Below are 22045 nucleotides of genomic sequence, written 5' to 3'. Positions count from 1 at the left end.
CAACTCTAGAAAGATGAAAAATAGGAAGAAAATAGCCAAATTAATGGACCAAATAGATAAAAAACTAGATAGAAGTTATAAATAAAAAGTGTCAATTATGTTCGTGGTCTTGCACATTTGGGCAGTATGGGCCGTTTCACTTCTTCGAAGCTTACGGCATGTCAGGCTCACACGCCTTCCAAATCGTCATATCAATCCAGGTTCTCAACCTGACAAAAACACAAAAAAACAGCCACAAAAGTGACTATTTTTTATTGTGCGCCCGAGCAAAGCGACAAAGTGCTCTTGGGGTGCTCTCGCCAGGAATCGAAGGAGCAAGCCCCAACAACCCAATCGTAAGTGTTTTGGTTAATCTCTGAGATTATTTTCTAGAAGCAACATATTCTGATTTCCTTAAATTCATCACACACCAGGTTCTCATCCAGCGAGAACACAAAAAAACAAGGTGTAGTCACACCTCATTTTTATTGTGCTCTCGCCAGGAATCGAACCTGGGTCTTAGGATCCGCAATCCTACATTCTATCCGTTGAACTACGAAAGCGATAAAAAACTAAATATTGGAAAATTTAGTTTTTGTGATAAATCTAAATTTTTAGAAGCTTTGAAAGGTTTTCAGATAAAGGCATATTTGTTCTCTCTAAATCTTCTGAAATGTATTTTAGCAAGAAATCTCTAATTTGCAAGGGATTGTTGTCTAGAAGAGGAACGGACAATCTTTGTTTTGCTGGGTTATTAAATTCGAAATACAAGTTCTTTAAGTTTTCTTTTGGTTTAAATAGTACTGAAAAATTCTTCAAATCATCGTATTCATAAAGTTTTCTTCCTATAATTATCCCTTCATCGTCAATTATTACATCTACCAAATCGGCATCTTTCCCATCATGGATTATTGTTATAAGGGCTGCGGTAACAATAATAACAGCAAAAAGAAAATTACTAGTAAACAAAGCAAAAATCAAAAGGAAAACTGAAATTAATCCTGCTACAATATACCAATTTTTTGATCTTTCATGTTTTTCAAATTCAGGAACTTTCCAAGTAATTTCCTCAATATTATCTTGTGTATTTTCCTCCATTTTATTGACAATTATATTTAAATATTATACTATTATTATAGCAGAAAGCTACTATTTTTAAAATAAGTGAATGCAATTAGCTTGCATTTTTATTTTTGAATAATAGCCAGAAGGAGAGATGGCTGAGTGGTTGAAAGCGCATCCCTGCTAAGGATGTGGGTCTTAACGGGTCCCGAGGGTTCGAATCCCTCTCTCTCCGCAGAGAACAAAGTGAACGAGGAAGATTGAGGGTGAGAACCCTCTGTTGGAATCAAGGTAAATGCTTAGTTCTTCATTGCTTGGAAGAAAGAGTGAACGGAAATGTATTATTCGTTTTCGATTGGTTTGTTGGGGTTTACCCCTTCGAATCCCTCTCTCTCCGCACAAATTTCTTGTTTAGCTTTTCTAAACAAGGAGCTTGTGAAAATAGGATAACTGGAAGGATGACGGAGCGGTCGAACGTGACGGTCTTGAAAACCGTTGAGCCAGAGATGGTTCCCAGGGTTCGAATCCCTGTCCTTCCTCATTATAAAAAAACTGGTGAAAACCAGTTTTTTTGTTGTGAAAGAAACAGGATGAGAACCCTGGTGTGTGATGAATATAAGGAAATCAGAAAATGTTGCTTCTAGGAAACAATAATGAAAATAGTTAAACATTTACGATTGAGTTGTTGGGATTTATCCCTTCGAATCCCTGTCCTTCCTCACTTAACAAAGACAGGCTTAACGGTCTGTTTTTGTTTATCTTTAGAAAGTAGAAAGGCATTTGCTACAATGATTAAATTAAGACCTGGGGCAGGATACCCAAGATATGTTTTTGTAGATTGACAATAATATAATAACGTGTTAATATGAAATGTTTTGTTCATTAAAATACTACTAAAAAAAGGAGGTGAGCCGAGATGAAAGAAGCAGAAGTTAAAGAAAGAATGTTGCACTTAAGGAGAAAAGACTCAAAAAATAGGACTATTTGCTCAATAAAACTTAACGGTAATTTTTATAATTTCTACATTGGGCCAGATGCAAACGGAATAATATATGAAGATGAAGGTGAAGAATATATTTTGGTTGGAAATGAAAAAAGAGTTTGGAGAGGTCAAATAAAAGAGAATCAAGAAATCGAAGTTCTTGAACATAAACTAGAAGACTTTGGTTTTTGTATCTTAAAGCCAGACTGCTTTAAAAGAGGGCTAGAAAAACCAATTAGGAAATTTTTAAAAAGCCAGGGCTTTAAAGTTGTACTTAAAAAAATGGTAAGAATTGAAGAAAACATAATATATAATCTTTACCCGTATTTTTTTGAATCTTCTTGGGAAAAATCTTTGATTGAATATTATAAATCGGGTGATTCTCAAATTTTACTTCTTGGTGGAGATAACTGTATTGAAAAATTGTTGAAAATCAGAAAAACAATCAGAAATAAGTTTATTCTCAACGACAATCATCCGGTAATCAATCTTTTTCATGCTCCTGACACCAGAGAAGATGCAATCAGAGAAGCAAGTTTATTCTTTGAATTTAATGAAATAAAAAATCATATTGGTTTTTTAAGAAAATAATAGCGCATGTCAATTGACTGCGCTATTTATTTATAAATATGTTTAAATTATATATAATTTCAATTTCAATTTTTTTAATATTGTCTTTGTATTGGATTTTAAAAATAGTAAAATCTTCTTTTTGGTTAAAAAAAAATCAAATATTAAATTTTGAGAAAAAAAGATTTCCTATAAAATTCATGGTATTAATTCCAGTGCTAGATGAAGGGAAAATAATTGAAAACACAGTTAGATATTTTTCTGATTTAGTTATGAATTACCCTGGTTCAAAAATAATTCTTATAACAACTGAAAAAGAATTTGATATCAATAATGCTGTCAGCGAAAAAAATACAGTAGTAGTTTCAAAAAAAATTAAAGAAAAGTTTAAAAATATTGAAGTTATTCATTACCCCCTAAGAGATGGCAATATGGCAAGCCAAGTTAATTACGCAGTACATTCTTTAGAAAAAAAACTTCCCAAAAATAGTACGCTTCTTTTTTCTTTGTATAACGCAGACTCCCGTCCCGATATAAAATCATTCGAATGGGTCGCAAGTGAGAATAATAGAAATAGTTCAACTCAAGTTTATCAGCAGTATGGAAATTACTTGGGGAATATAGGGAGCATTCTAAATAGAAACTTATTTTCTAGGTCCATTTTGATTAGCGGAAGTTCCTGGCAAAATAGATGGAGCCTGGGATTTGAGATTCCTCATTCTTTAGAACAATATAAAGTGAGTAAAAAATCAGTGCATCTCTATCCTCTAAATTATTGCATTGGACATGGTCTTTTTTTTACAAAAAATATTTTTGATAAACTTGGAGGGTTTTCTGAGGGAATGCATAATGAAGATGCCATTTTTGGTCTCAAGTTAAGTTATTTAAGAGAAGAAATAAAACCTATCCCATATTTCGATCTTTCTTTTTCTCCTGATAATTTAAAGGGTTTATTTTTTCAAAAAGCAAGTTGGTTTTTTGGTCCGGTTCAGGCTTTCGATTATTATAATGTTATTAAAAAAGATAAAAATACAATAAAGAGAAGTTTGCTATTTATACTTTCTTTGAAACTTTTTAGTCATGCTATTTATTGGACAATTGGCCCACTTGTTTTCACATTAATTTTTTATTATTCAGTTTTACAAAATAGTTTGTTATATTATCTTTTATTTTTATTAACCTTCTTTCTTTATTTAGTTCTGCCAAATTATTTATCGTATATATGTACAAATCCCAGGAATATTTGCAAATTAAAAATATTATCCTATATTTTTATAGGTTCTATTCCTTTTTATTTTATTCATGGAGTGGCGGGTTGGATGTCTTTCTTTAAGTATATAGCCAGTAAAACCACTGGGCTTAAAATAAAAAAAAGAAAAACTATTATGTTCGACTAATTATTTTTATATATGAAATAAAATGTGTCTTTTTTCTTTTAATATATTTATTATATCGTACAGATAGTCAACTAACTCTTTCTCTTTGTCAATATTATTGATATCAACCCACTCATAGTCAATGTGTTCTTCTGGGTTAAGAATGACATCGTTATTGCTATATGATCCAATAAAAATCATTCTTACAAACTGTTTGTTTTTACCCACGTCAACATTCGAAGTGTGATAAAAAAGGCTTAAGTCATCAATATTGATTCCAGCTTCTTCTCGGGTCTCTCTAAGTGCTCCCTCCCTTGGGTCTTCCCCGTCTTTTAGTGTTCCTCCGGGAACATCCCAATAGCCAGGAAGAACATCTTCTTCCAATGATCTTCGAAGAATAAGCATCTCCTTTTTTTCGTTTAAAATTACTAGATGAGTTATTAATCCTTTGTCCATATTTTTTTTGTTATTATTGACATTTTAGTTAATTTTATATATAATATAATGTTTTTATATTATCATAAAAGTTAAATGAATAAAAGATCAAATATTACTAAATTAAGAATAAAATTAGTATATCATAGATCCCTATTTTCTCAATCGGGGGCATCCCTCACAATGGGATCGCTATCTTCTTATTTGTCCATGAAAGGGCATAAATCAGAAATTTGTTTTTTAGAAAAAAGTAACCTTGGTACAATCCGAAGTCTTTTGGACGTAAGTGATAAAGAAAAATTGGTAATTTTTGCTAAGCCAAATTTTAAAGATTTTGCCAATCTTTTTTTTGAATTTAAAAGCCCTAAAAAAACACGCTCCAAACTCATATATATTTCTTTGTGGCCCGTTTTCTGTTCTTAACAGCCCTTCGATTATAGAGGAGAATAAATGGATTGACGGAATAATTGTTGATCAGGTAGAAGCAACAGCTGAGCATATTGTAGATTCTATTAAGAAGAAAAAGAAATTTAATGAATTATTGGGTGGAATCTATGTATATAAAAATAAAATAGTAAAACACTCTCCTTTAAATAATTATGTATCTTTAAACAACCTTCCTTTGCCCTCTAGAGATCTAGAAAAAAATGAGTCAGGTGCCTTTATAAACATAGAATCATCTAGGGGATGTCGATATATGTGCCCATTCTGTCATATCCCACTAAGTAAAAATATCTCTAAGAATGGACCAAGTATAGATTATAGAAGTTCAATAAAAGTGGTAGATGAAATAGAAAGTTTAAACAAGAAGCTTGGGAAAAATCTTTTTATCTTTAATGATAGTATTTTCTGGGGGTCTTCAGATGACAATGAGAGAGTTATAAGAATATGTAATGAAATATTAAAAAGAAAAATAAAAATAAAATTTTATGTGTATCTCAGATGTAGGCCATTTGTCGACGAAAAAGTTTTAAAGAAAATGGTTAAGGCTGGTCTCGTGAGAGTCTTTCTCGGAGTAGAAAATGTCTCAGAAAACTCTCAAAAAACATTGGGAAGAAAATCAGATGAAGATTTATTTATATCTTTAAGAAAAAAATTGGAAACATATGGTGTGGATGTTCACATAGGCTTTATTGTTTTTGAGCCATTTGCAAGTCTTGAAGACATTAAAATAAATATTAATTTTTTAAATAAAATTAATAAAATTTATAGAATAGGAACCATACTGGAACCAGTTAGAGTGGTTCCGGGGAGTAATCTTTTTTGCAAACTGAAAAAAGAGAAGCTTCTTAAAAATAATTTGACATACAAAAACATTACTTATGGGTATAGATTTAAAGACAAAAAGGTTGGAAATTTATTTTCTTATATAAAAGAACAGTTTGGAGAAAAGATTGGGAGAGAAATGGTTGAGTTTGAATATTATTGCAGCACAGAGAATTTGCTGAATCACTTAATAAAAAGAGATAAACCAATGATAGAAAAAATATTACTTAACAAAAGAAAAGAATTTCTAAGCCATAAAGACAAAATAAATAAATCAATATACAAATACTTACTTTTCTTAATAAAAGTGTTTGAAAGAGGAGAAAAAATAGATACAAAAAAACAAATAATATTTTCGAATGATTTTAGAAAAAATATTTCAGAATTAAGAATATTATACTATCAAATTATAAATCTAACATCTCAGAAAAATGGAAACAATGTGATAGACATGTTGTATTCTGGGTTAGAAAGAATTAGATGAAAATAGAAAAACCAAAAGCGATCGAAATACAAACAACTTCATATTGTAACGCAGGATGTATAATATGCCCTCATTCGAGAGTTTCAAAAACTCAAAAAATGGGGATAATGTCTTTTGATCTATTTAAAAAAATAATTGATGAATCAAGAAATTTAGGGATTAAAAGAGTTGTTCCATATTTTAATAACGAACCTTTTCTTGACCCGCATTTTTTTAAAAGACTCGATTATATCAATAAGACTGATCCGGAATTTGAAATTGAAATCTCTTCCAATCTTTCAATGTTGAATAAAATTAATCAAGAAAAACTATCAAATTTTATAATTAAAGAATTAAGAATAAGTATTTTTGGATTTTCTAAGATATCATATGAGAAAGTAATGCCTAATCTTAAATGGAATAGAACATACGAAAATTTAAAAATGTTAGTAAAAAACAAAAAACTAAGAAAAAATATTGAAAATATATCAATAGTAATGGTTGATTTTCCAGACTCAAAAACAGAAGAAAAAAATAAATGTAGAGATTTTTGCAAGAAACATAACATTAATTTTAATTTTTGGGGATTTTTAGACAGGGCAGGAAGCGTCAAGGAATTTTCGAATAATGTTATAAAAAATGAAATATTTGGATGCGAGCAAAATAGACCGAACGAAAGAATTCACGTTCTTTTTAATGGGGATGTCGTTTTGTGTTGCATGGATTGGGAAATAAGTCATAAAATTGGAAATCTAGAAAGATCATCTGTCTTGAATGTGTGGGAATCAAGTTTGTACCAAAAATATAGAGAAGCAATATATAACAATGGTAATCAAAAATATTTAAGTCTATGTAAGAAATGTAAACTAGCATTATGATAATTTCATTTGATGGAAATGTATATTCCGGGAAAACAACTATAATAAATAATTTGTCTAGTTTGTTTGGATACAACAAGATTAATGAGCATTCATTTTTTATTGATAACCTTACTTTTGATCAAACTAATTTTTTGGCTACTCAAAGTAAATTTTTAGAAGTTGATAAGGCTAGATCAACGTGCTTGAGAAATGACATTGATTTGTTGGATCGTAGTATTATTTCAGTAGCTGCACATGTTTATTCTATGGCCAAAATAGGGGCTATTGATAAAAGGAAAGAGTTTTTAAAAATTTTAAAAAAGAATAAAAACTCATTGATATTTCCTGATCGTTATATTTATGTCGAATCAGACCATGAAACTTCTTTAATAAGGTGCAACAGCTTAAAGAATTACAAAGACACTGGAGACATATATTTATCAGAAGATTATTTTAATTATATAGGGATTTTTAATGAAAAAATTAACGGTCTAAAAATCAAAACAGATTTTAAACTCAATGAATTAGAAATAAAAAAAATAAACAATAAAATATTTAATCATAAAATTAGCAAAGTTGGGAAAAAACAAATGATAAAGAAAATTGAGGGAGCTATGCTTGGTTGACATAAATTGACAATTATGGTATTTTGTTCTAACATTACACAGGATTTTTTATTAACGTTCATTTAAAAATATATAGATAAAGGAGATTATTATGAAGGGAACGGTCTTTGGCTTAGATTTTGGAACCACTAATTCGGCCCTGTCAGTTAACATTAATGGGAAAGTTAAAGTTTTGCCAATCGACAAGTATAGTCAAAACAGCAATATGATGAGGTCAGTAATATATTTCAATGAAGAAAATCAGATATTTACAGGTCAAGAGGCAATAGAAAATTACGTTGATGATTATGCTTCAGGAAGATTTATGCAATCAATAAAATCATTTCTTCCTGACAAGTCTTTTAACTACACCTATGTTTTTGGAGAAAAATATACAATTGAAAAACTTGTTTCAATAATGGTTAGTAGAGTCAAAAAGGCTGGAGAAGAACTTATTGGAGAATCTGTTGATAGGATAGTGGTAGGTAGACCAGTTGTTTTTTCAGATGATAAAGAAAAAGATGATCTAGCTCAAGCAAGACTTGAAGAGGCTTTAAGAATTTCTGGGTTTAAAGAAATCCAATTCCAGTATGAGCCCATTGGTGCTGCATTTTTCTGCGAAAAAGATTTAGAAAAATCACAAGAAAAAATTATTCTCATTGGTGATTTTGGAGGTGGAACATCTGACTTTGCTGTAGTAAAGACAAGAGGTAATTCATCTTTCGAGATTGACAGAAAAAATGATATTTTATCTCTTGGTGGTGTATATATTGGCGGCGACTCACTCGATTCAGCTGTTATGTGGGAAAAAATTGCTAAATATTTTGGTAAAGACGCTACATACAAAATGCCTGAAAGTGAATTTTCAATGCCGTTACCAATTTGGATTGCAAGAACTTTGTGTAATTGGCATAAAATTCCCCTCCTAAGAGACAGAAAAACCCTTGAAACAATATTCAGGGTGTTTAATTACTGTGACGACCAAAAAGCAGTGCAGGCATTGCTTGATATCATTAAAGAGAATTTTGGGTTTTCTCTCTTTAGGGCAATTGAAAACGCAAAAATAACTTTGTCTGATTATCATGAAGCAGAAATCAAATTTCAACATGGTAATATTTCTATTCAAGAATTAATGACAAGGAAAGAATTCATTTCGATTAATACCAATAATTTTATTGATTTGCAATGCTGTATCGAAAAAACTGTTAAAGATTCAGGACTTGATTTTAATGACATTGATGAAGTTTTCATAACTGGTGGAACCTCAAATATTCCATTTATTATGAAAATATTTTCTGAGATATTTGGTGAAGGTAAAATAAAGAAAACAAACGTTTTTACTAGCGTCGCATATGGACTTGGTGAAAGTGCCAATTATCTATTTTAAACAAAGGGGTTACTTATAAAAGTAGCCCCTTTTTCATTTATGTATTGTGAGTAGCGCGGACAACACGGACATCATTTTTTCAAAACTATATTATAAATTTTCGAACAGCTTATATAACTACTCAACTAGGGGGTGGTGGGTGGTTAGACCCCCCCCTCCAAATTCCACCTCTTCTATGTTGCGGCGTTGACGCCATATTGCCGAAGAAGTGGAGTCTAGAGTGTTCTCGTGTCATCTCCTGTCATGAACTGACAAAGAGAAAAACCTTTATCTATCTACTTAAACTCATTTAATCCTTTGTTGGTGGTGTTTATTAAAAACCACCAAATAGGGTTCGAATCCCTGTCCTTCCTCACTATGTTAAAAGCACTGCAAACGCAGTGCTTTTTATATAGTGTTGATGTGATGTGGTGAGAAGCAAGAAATATTGTTTTGGGTATTTAATTATTTTTAATACAAATATAATTGATATATAGATTATTAGCATGATGGTGGACGGCCTTGGCCTTTCGAATCCCTGTCCTTCCTTATTATAAAAATAGACTGGCCTCTTGCCAGTCTATTTTTTATTATTTCTCTTTTTCTTCTCCAACATTTTTATTCCTTCTTCGCTATATCCAAAATGATGGGCGATTTCGTGCCAAACGGTATTGGCTACCTGCTCACGAATAGCTTCATCGTCTCGAGCGTATTGTTCTATTGGTATTTTAAATATTGTAATCTTGTCAGGCACAACCTGTCCATAATGATCACCCCTGGATGTCAGAGGATGACCTTCGTACAATCCAAAAAGAACACTATTTTTTCGGAGTCCCAATTCTCGTTTTTGATCTTTCGTCGGGTTGTCTTCAATAACAATAACAACATTATCCATCTTGGCTTGCATTTCTTCAGGAATTCTATCAAGTCCCTCCGCCACTAATTTTTCAAAATCTTCTTGCTTCATATTTTTATTCTATATCTTTGTTTTAATAAAGTCTAGGATAGTAAATGAAAATTTCAGAAAAAAATATAATTTTATTATTTATTCAAAACAATTTTTTGTCAACTATTTTACTAGCTTTACAGAAATTTCTTATTGAATTAATTATTATATAATGGTAACTTAGTAGTAAGTTAAATGACACTGATTATCCTCGCTTAGAAAAGAAGTGTTTATTACCACTATCATCCACATTTTGCCTGTCCTTCTCTGGAGAGACTTGAAAGAGTTCTTTATTGAGTAGATTCGGAGAAAAAAAGTAAAAACATGATAGTAATATTAATTTATTTTAGAAATTAATGTATTAATAAAAATTATAATTATTAAATATCTTAAAATGAAAAAATTAATTTTATTATCATTCTTCTTCGTAGCTGTTTTTTTGTTTTTACCAAATTTAACAAAAGCAGATGGACCGACTTATCTAAGTTATAGAAATATTGATAGTCATCAAACTTGGACAAAAGAGAATAGCCCTTATGTGGTTGATAATTTATATATTAATTTTGATTTGACCATTAAACCAGGGGTGGTTGTGAAGATGAAACCAGGTGCTATGATAACTTTTGTAAAAAAGCTTAGTGCTGTCGGTACAGAAAGTGATAAAATTATATTTACTTCATATAAAGATGATGCTTTTTTAGGTGATACAAATGGAGATGGTGATTTAAGTCTACCAGTTCCTGGCGACTGGCTTGGGTTAAATCTTTATGGCGAGAAGTCTTTGGAAATGATTTTGGAACATGTGGGAGTTTATTATGGTTCTGCTAAAGGCTATGTGACAGGAGCAGTAATTGTTAACAGAAATAATAATGTTACTGTTAGGCATACGGATATTAAATATAGTGGTTTTTCTGGGTTGATGATATTGGAGGCTAAGCCTATTTTAGAGTATAATGTGATATCAAATAACAATACTGGAATTATGGTTCAGAATTCCATTGGTATGGTGGCAAAAATATCTAGTAGTACTATAGCTGACAATGCTTTTGGAGCCTCTGTGATTGGGACAGTTTTTAACCCCAGCCATAGAACTCTTGATGCTACTAATAATTGGTGGGGTGATAAAACTGGTCCTTATTACATTCATACTTACAGTGGAGAAGATAACTTGGAGGGGAAAGGGAATAAAATAGGCGATGGAATTATATATGACCCTTGGCTAGGAAAAGATCCAAACAAAATAAGGGAGCCTATTATTTTGGTTCCGGGAATTGGTGCTTCAATAAATCTAGATGTTATGGTTGGTGGCTTGCTGACTGATAATTGGACAATGTTTGATCATACTTATGATGGAATAATCGAGGCTTTTGAATCAATGGGCTATGAGATGGATAAAGATTTATTTATATGTAACTATGACTGGCGACAAAAAAATGCTAGTTCGTCAGTAGACTATTTGGAACCTTTGATAAAAAAAGCCATCACCCTAAACAATACCTCGAAAGTCAATATTGTCGCTCATAGCATGGGCGGACTAGTCGCTCGAAGCTATATTCAGAGTGATGAGTATGATAATGATGTTGATAATTTATTTATGATTGGTACACCCAATCATGGTTCATCAGATATTTATTCAGTTTGGGAAGGGGGATATGTGCCAGATAATTGGGATAATAAAACATTAATGAGAGGTTATTTAAAATATTTAACTTTAAAATATCCAACTTCATCAAACTATGAATCAATTCATGAATATGTCCCTTCGGTAAAAGAGTTGATGCCTATTTATAATTATACATATCCTGTTGGAGAACTAGAAAGAATATTGGATTTTTCAGAAATGAAAGAGCGGAATGATTTTCTGCTTGAGCTAAACAAGGGGATTGATATTCTGAATGAACGAGTAAAGTTGAGTGTATTTATAGGTAATGGAGAATCAACAGTCAATACCATCCCGATAGATTTTGATGTGGATGGTCAATTATGGATTGACGGCAAACCCAACCCTGTAGACCCAGTCCGTAATGATACAGCTGGAGATGGCCGGGTACTCATATCTTCAGCTCTAATTGATAGTCTTTTTTCCGAAACTTTAACAGGCACCCACGGTTCTATTGTAAGTCAGGCTGAATTTAGTATTACTCTTCGTCTTAATGAATATTTAGATGTTATTTATCCAGCCCCAATCATCAACGATGAGATGCTAATTTGGGTAGCCTCTCCTGTTGATGTTGAAATAGTGGCCCCTGACGGAATGACTATAGATGCTACTCAAAATAATATTCCTTTGGCCAAGTATGCGAGTGAGTCAAAACCAGATGGAGTCAAGTTGATTTCTATTCCGAACCCTATAGCGGGTAAATATGAGATAAATTTGAAAGGAAATGGAAGTGGAGAGTACCACCTGGGTGTTGAGTACGGAGACTATAGAGGCACAAAGAAAGACCGAAGTGATTTGGTTTTTGGATATATAGAAAAGGACGAGCAGACTGTTTATGTCATTGACTATCAGCCGAACCAGGATGGTCCTGTAGACGATATTAAACCGAAGGATGATATCCCACCAGTAATAAATGCAATTGTCTTGGGAGAGCATAATGAAAATGGTTGGTACAGTGATGACGTGATCGTTCATTTTGAAGCTGAGGATAACGAGAGTGGTTTAGACTTTGTAAGTCAGGATATTGTCTTGTCAGATGAGGGTGAGAATCAAGTGGTAAGTGGAATTGCGATTGATAAGGCTGGAAACGTGGCGACGGCCACGGTGACGGGAATTAATATAGACAAAACCGATGTGAATATTGAGATAGGATATCCTTTGCTAAACCAAAAATATCTGCGTCAGGAAACTATTGATATAGTATATATTGTTCATGATGAATTGTCAGGGGTTGCTAAAACTAGCTTGTCTATGGACGGGCAAGTCCTTAGCTCTACTATCTTAGAGTTATATAGATACGATTTAGGAGAACATAGTCTAGTCGTAAATGCTGAAGATAGGGCAGGGAATGTGTCTAGCTCAACAATAATATTTAACATAGTAGCTAATCTCGAGACAGTATCATTTGATATTGAGCGTTTGGAGGCAAGCGGGGATATAACAAAAAAAAATATTAAGAAAATAGTTACTAAGCGAATAGAGCAAATTGTAAAAAATATAGATAAATGTAGGGAAAAGCGTAATACAGAAAAACAAAAAAACAGCAAGAGTCTGTGCTTTGGTTTTCAGAACCAAAAAGAGTGTCATGATTATTCTGGGTACAAAGCTGAGACAACAAGTTATTATTGTGGGTTGGGGCTGGCAGCCCCTACTGTAAGTAAATATGATTCCTTACTTAAGAAATTGAATCATTTTCTGGATAAGTCATGGTTAAGCCAAACAGCCTATGATACAATAAAAGAAGATATCGATTATTTAATAAACAATTTATGAGAACTATTTTACTTTGGCTTACAGCCCTATTGATTACTGGTTTTTTTATTTCGCCGTTCTTTTTGTTTTGGTTCTTAAAGAAAAAAAGTAGAAAAGTTTATGTTTTTGTAAGTGCTATAATTTCTTTGGTAATTTACCTTTGGTATTTTTTTACGGGCTATAATTTAATAGAACATTTTTTTGCAAAAATTAACACCGATTCGTATTATTTTTTATACGATGCTGGCGATGATGCTCTGTTTTTTATTTTCCCTATTTTAATAATATCATTTCCGTTCATCTTTGCAAAAATAGTCTATTCAAAGTTTACCAAAAAAAGATTTTTTGTTTCTTTGCTTCTTTCTGTGTTGGTAATAATAACGCTCACTTTAATTTTAGCTTATTACATTCTCCCGGGAGCAGGGTCAACTCTTTTGAATAATATTTAATTTATGAGAACTATTTTACTTTGGCTTACATCTTTATTAATAACTGGGTTTTTTATTTCTCCGTTCTTTTTGTTTTGGTTTGTAAAGAAAAAAAGTAAGAAAATTTATTTAGTAGTTAGTGCACTTGCTTCATTTTTGGTTTATGTGTGGGCCTGGATCAAGGGTTATTATTTATTGAGTGACTATTTTGCTAAAGTTGATGCAGATTTATATTATTTTTATTATGATGCAAGTGACTTTGCCATGTTTTATATCTTTATTCCTTTGATGATAGTTTCACCTTTCATCTTCACAAAAATACTATACACCCAATTCACTCTAAAAAGATTTTTTGTTTCTTTATTTTTGTCTTCTCTGATATTGATGGGTTTATTTTTATTTTTCGCCTATGTTCTTTTTCCTATGGCCGGTTCAGTGTTACTAAACAATATATAGCTAAAAAATTAATTTATAATAAGTTTTTTTATTATAGTTATAACCGAGAAGGTACCTAAAGTACATCTTTGTGAAGCCAGAAAAAATATCAAAAAATATTTAAAAAAAAACATTAAAAATATATAAAATAAAACTAAGAGTCTTCTATATGGGGCTCTTTTTTGATATAATAAACCAGCTAAATATTAAAATTCTATAAATGAAATCAAAATATATAATTCTAATTATTTTATTATCTTTTTTTAATCTATCAATAACTTCTGCCCAAACCACTGAAATTAGAGATATCTTTTTTCCAACAGAGAAAGATGTTTTAGTTTATGATAGTTTTGGTGATCCACGGACGGCTCACTTCCACGAAGGAGTAGACATAATGGGTGAGCAAATGATGCCACTTTATTCTGCTATTGATGGTCGAGTGAAAAGCGTAGAGATACCAGAGTCTTCCTGGGGTTATGCCGTAACGCTAGAAGACTCCGATGGATATACTTATCACTATCTCCACATCAATAATGACACACCTGGAACAGATGATGGTAATGGTGGCCTTGATAATGCCTATGCACCTGGAATAAAAAGAGGAGCTACTGTAAAAAAAGGAGATCTGATTGGCTGGATGGGCGATAGTGGAAATGCTGAGAATGTCGGGTCACATTTGCATTTTGAAATAAGAAAACCAGACAAAACTCCAATCAACCCCTATGACAGTATAATTGCTGCTATGAATCAAAAACCAAACTTCGACGTAAAAGCTGCGATGGCCAACTCACTGACAATAAATGAAGACAAAAAATTGATAAATAATTCGAGCTCAACCTGTGAGTCAGGTTCGTTAATAAAATTAGTCGACAATGATGCTGTCTATTATTGTGGAGCCAATGGAAAGAGGTATGCTTTCCCAAATGAGAAAATATATTTTACTTGGTATACGGACTTTGAAAATGTAGTTGAAATAACAATAGAAGAAATATCAAAAATTCCACTCGGAGGTAATGTCACCTACAGGCCAGGCACAAGAATGGTAAAACTTCAAACCAGCCCAAAAGTTTTCGCCGTCGGCAATGGAGCAGTGTTGCGTTGGGTGGTTTCCGGAGAATCTGCTGAGGCGCTATACGGAGTAGACTGGAAAGAATCAATTGACGACCTACCAGATTCCTTTTTCTTTAATTATACAATTGGAGAGGATATAAAATAGGGTACTCTATAGAGTACCCTAAAAAATAACTGTCACTCCAAACTTCTTCACCCCGTCATTCTCAACTTGCCTGTCCCGAAGGAAGCGGGAATTTGGAATCTTCATTTTATCTTTTTTTTGTACTTTTTCACCCCAAGGGCATTTTGTCGCTTCACTCGGGCAAGAAAAGTACCACCCGCCCGCCTAGAAAACAAATTCATTCTCTTAATCAAAGAAGTTTTGAACAAGTATAATGTTTTTAATAGATAAAAGCGTTAACAGCGTTTCGGGCGGGAAATCGTTCTCTGAAAATATTTATTATTATAAATATTTCGATGTTCACACAATAAAAAATAAAGATAGCAGTAACTATATTTTATAATAATTTTATTTATTCAAAACGAATGACGATAATTGTCAATTTTTTAGCTGATTTTATGGTAATATCTCATTGATTTATTGTGTTCAAGGTGGTAAATTAGAGGTATATTAATTATCTACTGAGATATAAAAAAAGCTGTCATCCTCGGCTTGTTTACTCCGTAGCCTGACGTATGGGGACCAGGGATCCCTGCCTGCCGGCAGGCAGGCAGAAAGTAAAAAAAACAGAAAACGAAACCAAAAACTATGAAGAATTTATGAAAACCGTTGGTGCTATCCATAATTTGCTTTCTAGGGAATATAAAATAAATTCACGGTTAATTGACAAAAAAACGTGAATATGATACAATTTTCATATAAATTCACGAAAAAGCATATGGAAATAAATAATACAATAAGAAAAAAAATAGACGAATTAAAGAAAGAATATGACTTATTGAAAAAAGATAAACAAAGTCTTTTGGATATTATTTTTGAAGCTGAGCTGCCAGAGTCTGTTTATAACTCAAATGCCATAGAGAATTCTACCCTGACTATTTCTGAAACAGAAAAGATACTGCTTAATATGGAAGTTTCTCGTGATGTTTCAGTGCGCGAAGTATTTGAGGCGAAGAATCTAGCAAATGTTTTTGAATATTTAAAAAATAAAATTAGAACCTACGATTTAGACAAGGACTTTATTCTTCTTTTGCATAAGATGTTGATTTCAAATATTGATGACGGGATAGCGGGTAGGTTTCGCAAGGAGCATGAGTATGTAAGAGTCGGGACGCACGTAGCTCCAGCCCCAGAACATATCGAGATGATGATGGATTCTGTATCGTTGGATTATTCGAGTAATGTACAAGAATATTTCTTGGAAAAAATAGCAAAATTCCATCTTGAGTTTGAAAATATACATCCCTTTAACGATGGTAATGGAAGGATAGGAAGAATCCTGATAAATTATCAACTAATGCAACTCGGTTTTCCTCCAGTTATAATTCGAGATAAAGAAAAGCAAACATATTACGGTTCATTTGGCGAGTACAGGGATAGTAATAAAAAAAGATCTACAACAATGAGTAAAATTTTATATCTTTCATTAATGGAGTCTTTTCATAAAAGACTAGCATATCTTGGATCAAAAAAAATAATTACTTTATCAGATTATTCAAAGAAGAATAACGAGTCATTAAAAACACTTTTGAATAAAGCCAAAAGACAAACCATTCGATCTTTCAGGGAGAAAGGTGTTTGGAAGATAAGTGAGTAATATGAAATTATCGAATAAGCAAAGAGAACAATTGTGGGGAGAGGATGGACCTTATTCAGAGGTTAATTTGATTTTTGAAAACAGGATATTGGATGATAAAGATGCTCGTAATTATTATTATATTAAGATTGAGATTAACCCCTTAACCTTCGATATAGTGGAGAAAAATTTAGATGATTTTAAAGATGATGAGTGGGTAATGAGTATTTATGAAAGTCATGAAGAAAGAGAAGACGGTAATGGTTATGAGGCTTACCCATTTCGGACAGAGTATATAGAGAAGAGCGATTATAAAAAAGCACAAGCGGCGCTAAAAGAATCAAAAAAAGCAGTAACTAAAATGCATAAATATGTTATGCAGGTTTTAGGAAATTTAAATAGTATTTAATTTGTAAAATAAAGAAAATTAAATATAAAAAATAACAAATTAGTATAGTAAAAAAATATTTGGTTTCTTCTTTACAATAACGTAAAAAAGGTGCCTGCCCACTCCCAGCCAAAGAAAAAAGATCAGATGGTTGCTCTAGCCACAACGTTATTGGCGTTGAAAAAATAAAAACAAGTGACAAGGTGAGGCACGAGAAGGTGGCCTGGGCCAAAAAAATATTTTAAAGAAAAGATATGAAAAATTCAATTCAACTTTTTGAACAAAAAAGAATTCGTAGTTTTTGGGACGACAAAGAGGAGGAGTGGTATTTTTCGGTAGTTGATATTGTTGAAACACTTACTGATAGCAAAAATCCAACGGACTATTTGAAAAAATTACGAAAACGCGATCGTTTGCTTGGTGACTACATAGGGACAAATTGTCCCCAGGTAGCTATGACAACCTCAAAGGGCAAAACAAGAAAAACATTAGCCGCAAACACTAAACATGTTTTTCGTATCATTCAATCAATCCCTTCCAAAAAAGCAGAACCTTTTAAATTATGGCTTGCAGAAGTAGCCAAAAAACGCCTTGATCAAATACAAGATCCAGAACTTTCTATTGAGCAAGCAATGTGGGATTATAAAAATTTAGGATATTCGGAAAATTGGATAAATCAAAGATTAAAGAGCATCGAAATTCGCAAAGAACTCACTGACGAATGGAAAAAACACGGACTTAAAGAAGGTTTGGAATTTGCAACTCTCACTGATATTATATACAAAACATGGGTAGGAAAAACAGCAAAAGAATATAAAAAGTTTAAAGGCTTAAAAAAAGAAAATCTTCGAGATAATATGACCAATAAAGAACTTATTTTGAATATGCTTGCCGAATTATCAACCAAAGAAATATCAGAAGTGTTAAATCCAGAATCATTTAAAGATCATGAGCATGTCGCAAAACGTGGAGGTAATATCGCTAAAGAAGCTCGTGTAAAATTAGAATCTGAAACAGGCAAAAAAGTAATTAGCCCTTTAAACGCCAAGGGTATGCTACCATTAAAAAAAGATGAATAATATTTTAAGTTATATCAAATAAAAAATATCAGAAAGCTCTCCAAAACAGCCGGAGGCTCTAGTTGTACTATAACTTACCAATAGACGTCATCCGTAGATAAAAGGGGATGCCTGTCCGTCTCTGGAGGAGAAAGAAAGATAGAAATTGGAGTTGGTGATTGATGAGATTGTTAAGGATATTGAGGGGAAATAAATAAATTATGAAAAAGAATAAAAAAATATCAGAATCTATTACTTCTTGCTCTTCTGCTGCTGAATATTTAACTTTTATTTCAGCAATTGGAAAAAGTGAAGAGAGTATTGAATTGCGATATGAAAATGAAAATATTTGGATGACACAGAAGATGATATCGCAATTATATGGGGTATCTATTTCTGCTATCAATCAGCATCTCAGCAAGCTTTTAGATGATAACGAAATTGATTCAGCAACTATTAAGAAATACTTAATAGTTCAAAAAGAAGGGAATCGTACAGTAAAAAGAAACATTGATCACTATAATTTACAGATAATTATTTCTCTTGGCTTTAAGGTTGAAAACGAGCGTTCTGTTCAGTTTCGCAAGTGGGCTCGTCAGATTGTAAAAGAGTATACTATCAAAGGATTTGCTATGGATGATGAGCGTCTCAAGAATGGTGGCACGATTCTCAATAAACAATTTTTTGAGGAGTTGCTTAGTCGTATTCGTGAAATCCGTATTTCCGAACGAAAATTTTATCAAAAAATTACTGATATATATTCTACTGCTATTGATTATGACAATACTGCAGAAACAACAAAAAAGTTTTTCGCCACAGTCCAAAATAAACTGCACTGGGCAATTCACAAACAGACTGCTGCTGAAGTAATTATGCAAAGAGCTGACACAAAAAGAGATAATATGGGTCTTACAACATGGAAAGATGCTCCAAAGGGGAAGATTCAAAAGTTTGATGTATCAATAGCTAAAAACTATCTTACTGCTACCGAGTTGGGCAGTCTAGAGAGAATAGTTTCTGCGTATTTAGATATTGCGGAAGACATGGCAGAGCGACATATACCACTTACGATGCAGGACTGGGCGGAACGATTAGATAGGTTCATAAAAATGACAGATCGAGAAGTTTTGAGCGATGTTGGAAAGATTTCACACGAGCTGGCAAAAGAGTTTGCTGAAAGCGAATTCGAAAAATATCGGATTATTCAAGACAAATTATTTGAGTCTGATTTTGATCGAGTGACAAAGAAATTTTTAGAAAAGAAATAAACAAGATAGAATATAGGAAATATCAGGAAAAGACTTTGAGCGGGGTTGAGAGGGATTTTCTGAATAGTATCAAGGGCATGAAAAAAAGAGTTGAAAATAAAACTAATAAAAACAAAACCAAAAAAAAGTGAAAAGGTGAGGTACGAGAAGGTGGTCTGGGCCAAAAGAATATCAGAAAGCTTTCCAAAACAGCCGGAGGCTCTAGCTATGCTAACCCTTACCAATAGACGTCATCTGCAGATAAAAGGGGATGCCTGTCCGCTCTAAGCATAAGCTAGCTTTTGCAGTCGGGGAGAAGAAACAAAAATGCTTAAGCTAGACTTGACCCAAAGTTTCCTATAATTTACTAATTTATAGATATCCACAGATGTTTTCCTGATAGCAGGAAAACATAGAAGTTATCTAATATTAAATAAAAAATATATGAAAATAGAATTGATATAGATTTTAAGATTAAGATGGAGATTTAACAAAATAATTATGGAAAAGAAATGCTAAAAGTTAAAGACAAGCCAAAAATTGAACGTCCACGAGAGAAGTTGGAGAAATATGGTCCTGAAAAATTGGAAGACTTTGAGCTTTTGGCTATTTTGTTGCGTTCTGGCACGAAAGAGATGGATGTAATAAAACTATCACAGAAGATTTTGCGAGATTTTAAGAGTGATAAAATTCTTGAAGTTGGTATTGAAGAATTGCAAAATATTCATGGACTTGGTTTGGCAAAGGCATGTGAAATTGTTGCATGTCTCGAATTTGGAAAAAGAAAATTAAAAGGGAAGAAGACAAATATACTTTTGACACCAAAAGATGTTTGGGAAGCAATGGCAGATATACGAGGAAATAAAAAAGAACACTTCGTCGTATTTTACCTTGATAGTAGGAGTCAAGAGATTAAGCGCGAAATTATTTCCATAGGAACAATAAGTGCAAGTTTAGTTCATCCAAGAGAGGTTTTTGAGGGTGCGATAAAAAACAATGCTTCATCTATTATTGTTGCACATAATCATCCATCAGGAGATACAGAACCATCAAAAGACGATTTTGAAGTGACCAAAAAACTTGTTCATGCAGGAAAAATTTTGGATATTCGAGTTGTTGACCATGTGATTGTGACAGATAAAGAATTCAAGAATTTTATAATATGACATCAGATAATATGAATAACGATGGTGGATACTATGCAATTAAAGGGTTTGAATATCAATTTGACAAGACTATTTTAGAACTTTTTACAACTGATAATCATTCAATAAATATTGAGCAGATTCAGGATATTGACTCAGATGATGTTGTAATACAAGTAAAGTACAAAGAGACAGCCAAACTTATTCCATCAGAAGTAAATATCCCAATATCAAAACTTATTAACGAGTTTATTGTAGATCCTTCAAAAGATTATATTTTGTATGCCTATTTTCAAGATATAAATGGACACGACGCATATATAGATGGTTCGGGGCGTGTAACGGTAGATCAATTGGATATATTTCTTGGTAATCAAAAAGATAATTTCACTAAAGTACAAAAGACATGTTTTGTAAAAAAGTTCAAACTGGATTTGTCTTCAACTTTTGCACAGCAGTTTGAAACAGTCATTTCAAAGATAAGGGAGTTAGATTTTGTGGGAGATTCTGATAATGAAGCAATCTTTTATCATTCTAATATTTCAAACTATTTAAGAAAATTGGTGATAAACAACCCTCTTAAGAATCAAGGGGTGAGGACTTGTACAAAGGATGAGGTTATTGGATATTTAAGAGGCGGGAAAGATTTAGTTTACAGTACCACTCTTAGAATCAATCAGGGAGATGAGGGTTATTTCAAGTTTATTAAAAAACAACATTTTTCCAATAGAAATATAGATTATATTGAACGATTTTTGATAGTCGAGTTATGTGGAAATGAAGGTATCGCAGAGATAAAAGAAGTTATTTTTAAAATTAAAGATAAATTCTATAATAAGTCAGGAACATGGAAATTTGAGAGAATAAAATCTCCTGCACCGTATATATTCTTAAAAGGTATCTCTGAAGAAAACCTAATACAATTAAAAAAGGAGTTATTAGATGAGAAAATTATTTTTAAGGATGGTTTTGATTTTTCTGGCGCTCCTTTTTCTTTAGTCTCTATAAAAGAAGATTCTACAATACATAATAATCTTTGCTTAAAACTAGTTAATAATGAAGATATATTAAATAGCTTGATAAGTGAGAGTTTCGCAAAACCGAAAGAAATCTATCAGTTTTTTATAAGTGAAAGTATTACGAATCAACCAAATATAAAAAATGTAGAGATACAAATAAAAAACATATCAGATATAAAATTTATTCTTTAAC

Annotated in this window: 19 protein-coding genes and 3 tRNA genes; 18 read left to right on the top strand and 4 right to left on the bottom strand. The window is 32.1% G+C overall.

Annotation, left to right across the window (positions count from 1 at the left end; all coding sequences use genetic code 11):
• Positions 1-470 precede the first annotated feature (470 nt).
• Positions 471-542 (bottom strand) — tRNA-Arg (locus PF572_06940).
• Between the two features lie 43 nt (positions 543-585).
• Positions 586-1077 carry a hypothetical protein gene (locus PF572_06935; protein MDA3840787.1) on the bottom strand — a complete coding sequence of 164 codons (492 nt, stop codon included), beginning with the start codon at positions 1075-1077 and terminating at the stop codon, positions 586-588.
• 112 nt (positions 1078-1189) lie between these two features.
• Between PF572_06935 and PF572_06930 the strand changes: the two genes are divergently transcribed.
• From PF572_06930 to PF572_06915, 4 genes are all read left to right on the top strand, one after another.
• Positions 1190-1276: transfer RNA gene (locus tag PF572_06930), tRNA-Ser, on the top strand.
• 217 nt (positions 1277-1493) lie between these two features.
• A tRNA-Ser gene (locus tag PF572_06925) sits at positions 1494-1580 on the top strand.
• A gap of 377 nt (positions 1581-1957) precedes the next feature.
• Positions 1958-2614 (top strand): hypothetical protein, encoded by a 657-nt coding sequence (locus tag PF572_06920; GenBank protein ID MDA3840786.1) that lies wholly within the window; start codon positions 1958-1960, stop codon positions 2612-2614.
• Between the two features lie 38 nt (positions 2615-2652).
• Positions 2653-3990 carry a hypothetical protein gene (locus PF572_06915; protein ID MDA3840785.1) on the top strand — a complete coding sequence of 446 codons (1338 nt, stop codon included), beginning with the start codon at positions 2653-2655 and terminating at the stop codon, positions 3988-3990.
• A gap of 6 nt (positions 3991-3996) precedes the next feature.
• On the opposite strand, the gene PF572_06910 is transcribed toward PF572_06915, so the two are convergent.
• On the bottom strand, positions 3997-4425 hold the full coding sequence (locus PF572_06910) for an NUDIX hydrolase (protein MDA3840784.1): 429 nt from the start codon (positions 4423-4425) through the stop codon (positions 3997-3999).
• A gap of 313 nt (positions 4426-4738) precedes the next feature.
• Between PF572_06910 and PF572_06905 the strand changes: the two genes are divergently transcribed.
• The 4 genes from PF572_06905 to PF572_06890 all read left to right on the top strand — a co-directional run bounded on the left by PF572_06905 (position 4739) and on the right by PF572_06890 (position 8985).
• Positions 4739-6154 carry a radical SAM protein gene (locus tag PF572_06905; GenBank protein ID MDA3840783.1) on the top strand — a complete coding sequence of 472 codons (1416 nt, stop codon included), beginning with the start codon at positions 4739-4741 and terminating at the stop codon, positions 6152-6154.
• Positions 6151-7011 carry an SPASM domain-containing protein gene (locus PF572_06900; GenBank protein ID MDA3840782.1) on the top strand — a complete coding sequence of 287 codons (861 nt, stop codon included), beginning with the start codon at positions 6151-6153 and terminating at the stop codon, positions 7009-7011. Before PF572_06905 ends, PF572_06900 begins: the two co-directional genes overlap by 4 nt.
• Positions 7008-7619, top strand: a complete 612-nt coding sequence (locus PF572_06895) for a deoxynucleoside kinase (protein ID MDA3840781.1) — start codon at positions 7008-7010, stop codon at positions 7617-7619. Before PF572_06900 ends, PF572_06895 begins: the two co-directional genes overlap by 4 nt.
• Positions 7620-7710: 91 nt before the next feature.
• The gene (locus PF572_06890) at positions 7711-8985 is read left to right on the top strand and encodes an Hsp70 family protein (protein ID MDA3840780.1); all 1275 of its coding nucleotides are present in this window, start codon (positions 7711-7713) and stop codon (positions 8983-8985) included.
• A 559-nt stretch (positions 8986-9544) separates the two neighbouring features.
• Here the strand turns inward: PF572_06890 and PF572_06885 are convergent.
• A complete protein-coding gene (locus PF572_06885; protein ID MDA3840779.1) occupies positions 9545-9931 on the bottom strand; it encodes a metallopeptidase family protein in 387 nt (128 codons plus the stop codon).
• A gap of 373 nt (positions 9932-10304) precedes the next feature.
• Between PF572_06885 and PF572_06880 the strand changes: the two genes are divergently transcribed.
• The 10 genes from PF572_06880 (at position 10305) to PF572_06835 (ending at position 22044) form a co-directional block, all read left to right on the top strand.
• On the top strand, positions 10305-13343 hold the full coding sequence (locus tag PF572_06880) for a hypothetical protein (GenBank protein ID MDA3840778.1): 3039 nt from the start codon (positions 10305-10307) through the stop codon (positions 13341-13343).
• Positions 13340-13771 (top strand): hypothetical protein, encoded by a 432-nt coding sequence (locus tag PF572_06875; GenBank protein ID MDA3840777.1) that lies wholly within the window; start codon positions 13340-13342, stop codon positions 13769-13771. The genes PF572_06880 and PF572_06875 overlap by 4 nt, the downstream gene beginning before the upstream one ends.
• 3 nt (positions 13772-13774) lie before the next feature.
• Positions 13775-14206: a hypothetical protein gene (locus PF572_06870; protein MDA3840776.1), complete on the top strand. Its 432-nt coding sequence runs from the start codon at positions 13775-13777 to the stop codon at positions 14204-14206.
• Between the two features lie 199 nt (positions 14207-14405).
• Positions 14406-15401, top strand: coding sequence for a M23 family metallopeptidase (locus PF572_06865; protein MDA3840775.1), 996 nt, complete (start codon positions 14406-14408; stop codon positions 15399-15401).
• A 736-nt stretch (positions 15402-16137) separates the two neighbouring features.
• Positions 16138-17016, top strand: a complete 879-nt coding sequence (locus tag PF572_06860) for a Fic family protein (protein MDA3840774.1) — start codon at positions 16138-16140, stop codon at positions 17014-17016.
• A gap of 1 nt (position 17017) precedes the next feature.
• On the top strand, positions 17018-17404 hold the full coding sequence (locus PF572_06855) for a hypothetical protein (GenBank protein ID MDA3840773.1): 387 nt from the start codon (positions 17018-17020) through the stop codon (positions 17402-17404).
• 233 nt (positions 17405-17637) lie between these two features.
• Entirely contained in the window at positions 17638-18462 is an 825-nt protein-coding gene (locus PF572_06850) for a Bro-N domain-containing protein (protein ID MDA3840772.1), read from the top strand.
• Positions 18463-18662: 200 nt separating this feature from the next.
• Complete coding sequence (locus tag PF572_06845; protein MDA3840771.1) at positions 18663-19709, top strand: virulence RhuM family protein; 1047 nt, start codon at positions 18663-18665, stop codon at positions 19707-19709.
• A 491-nt stretch (positions 19710-20200) separates the two neighbouring features.
• On the top strand, positions 20201-20854 hold the full coding sequence (radC, locus tag PF572_06840; protein ID MDA3840770.1) for a DNA repair protein RadC: 654 nt from the start codon (positions 20201-20203) through the stop codon (positions 20852-20854).
• Positions 20851-22044, top strand: a complete 1194-nt coding sequence (locus PF572_06835) for a hypothetical protein (GenBank protein MDA3840769.1) — start codon at positions 20851-20853, stop codon at positions 22042-22044. The genes radC and PF572_06835 overlap by 4 nt, the downstream gene beginning before the upstream one ends.
• The last annotated feature ends 1 nt before the right edge of the window (position 22045 follow it).

This window comes from Patescibacteria group bacterium (genome assembly GCA_027858235.1).
GTDB lineage: Bacteria > Patescibacteriota > Patescibacteriia > Patescibacteriales > BM507 > BM507.
Note: the sequence above shows the minus strand (reverse complement) of the source record. Positions and strands in the feature narration are given on the sequence as shown.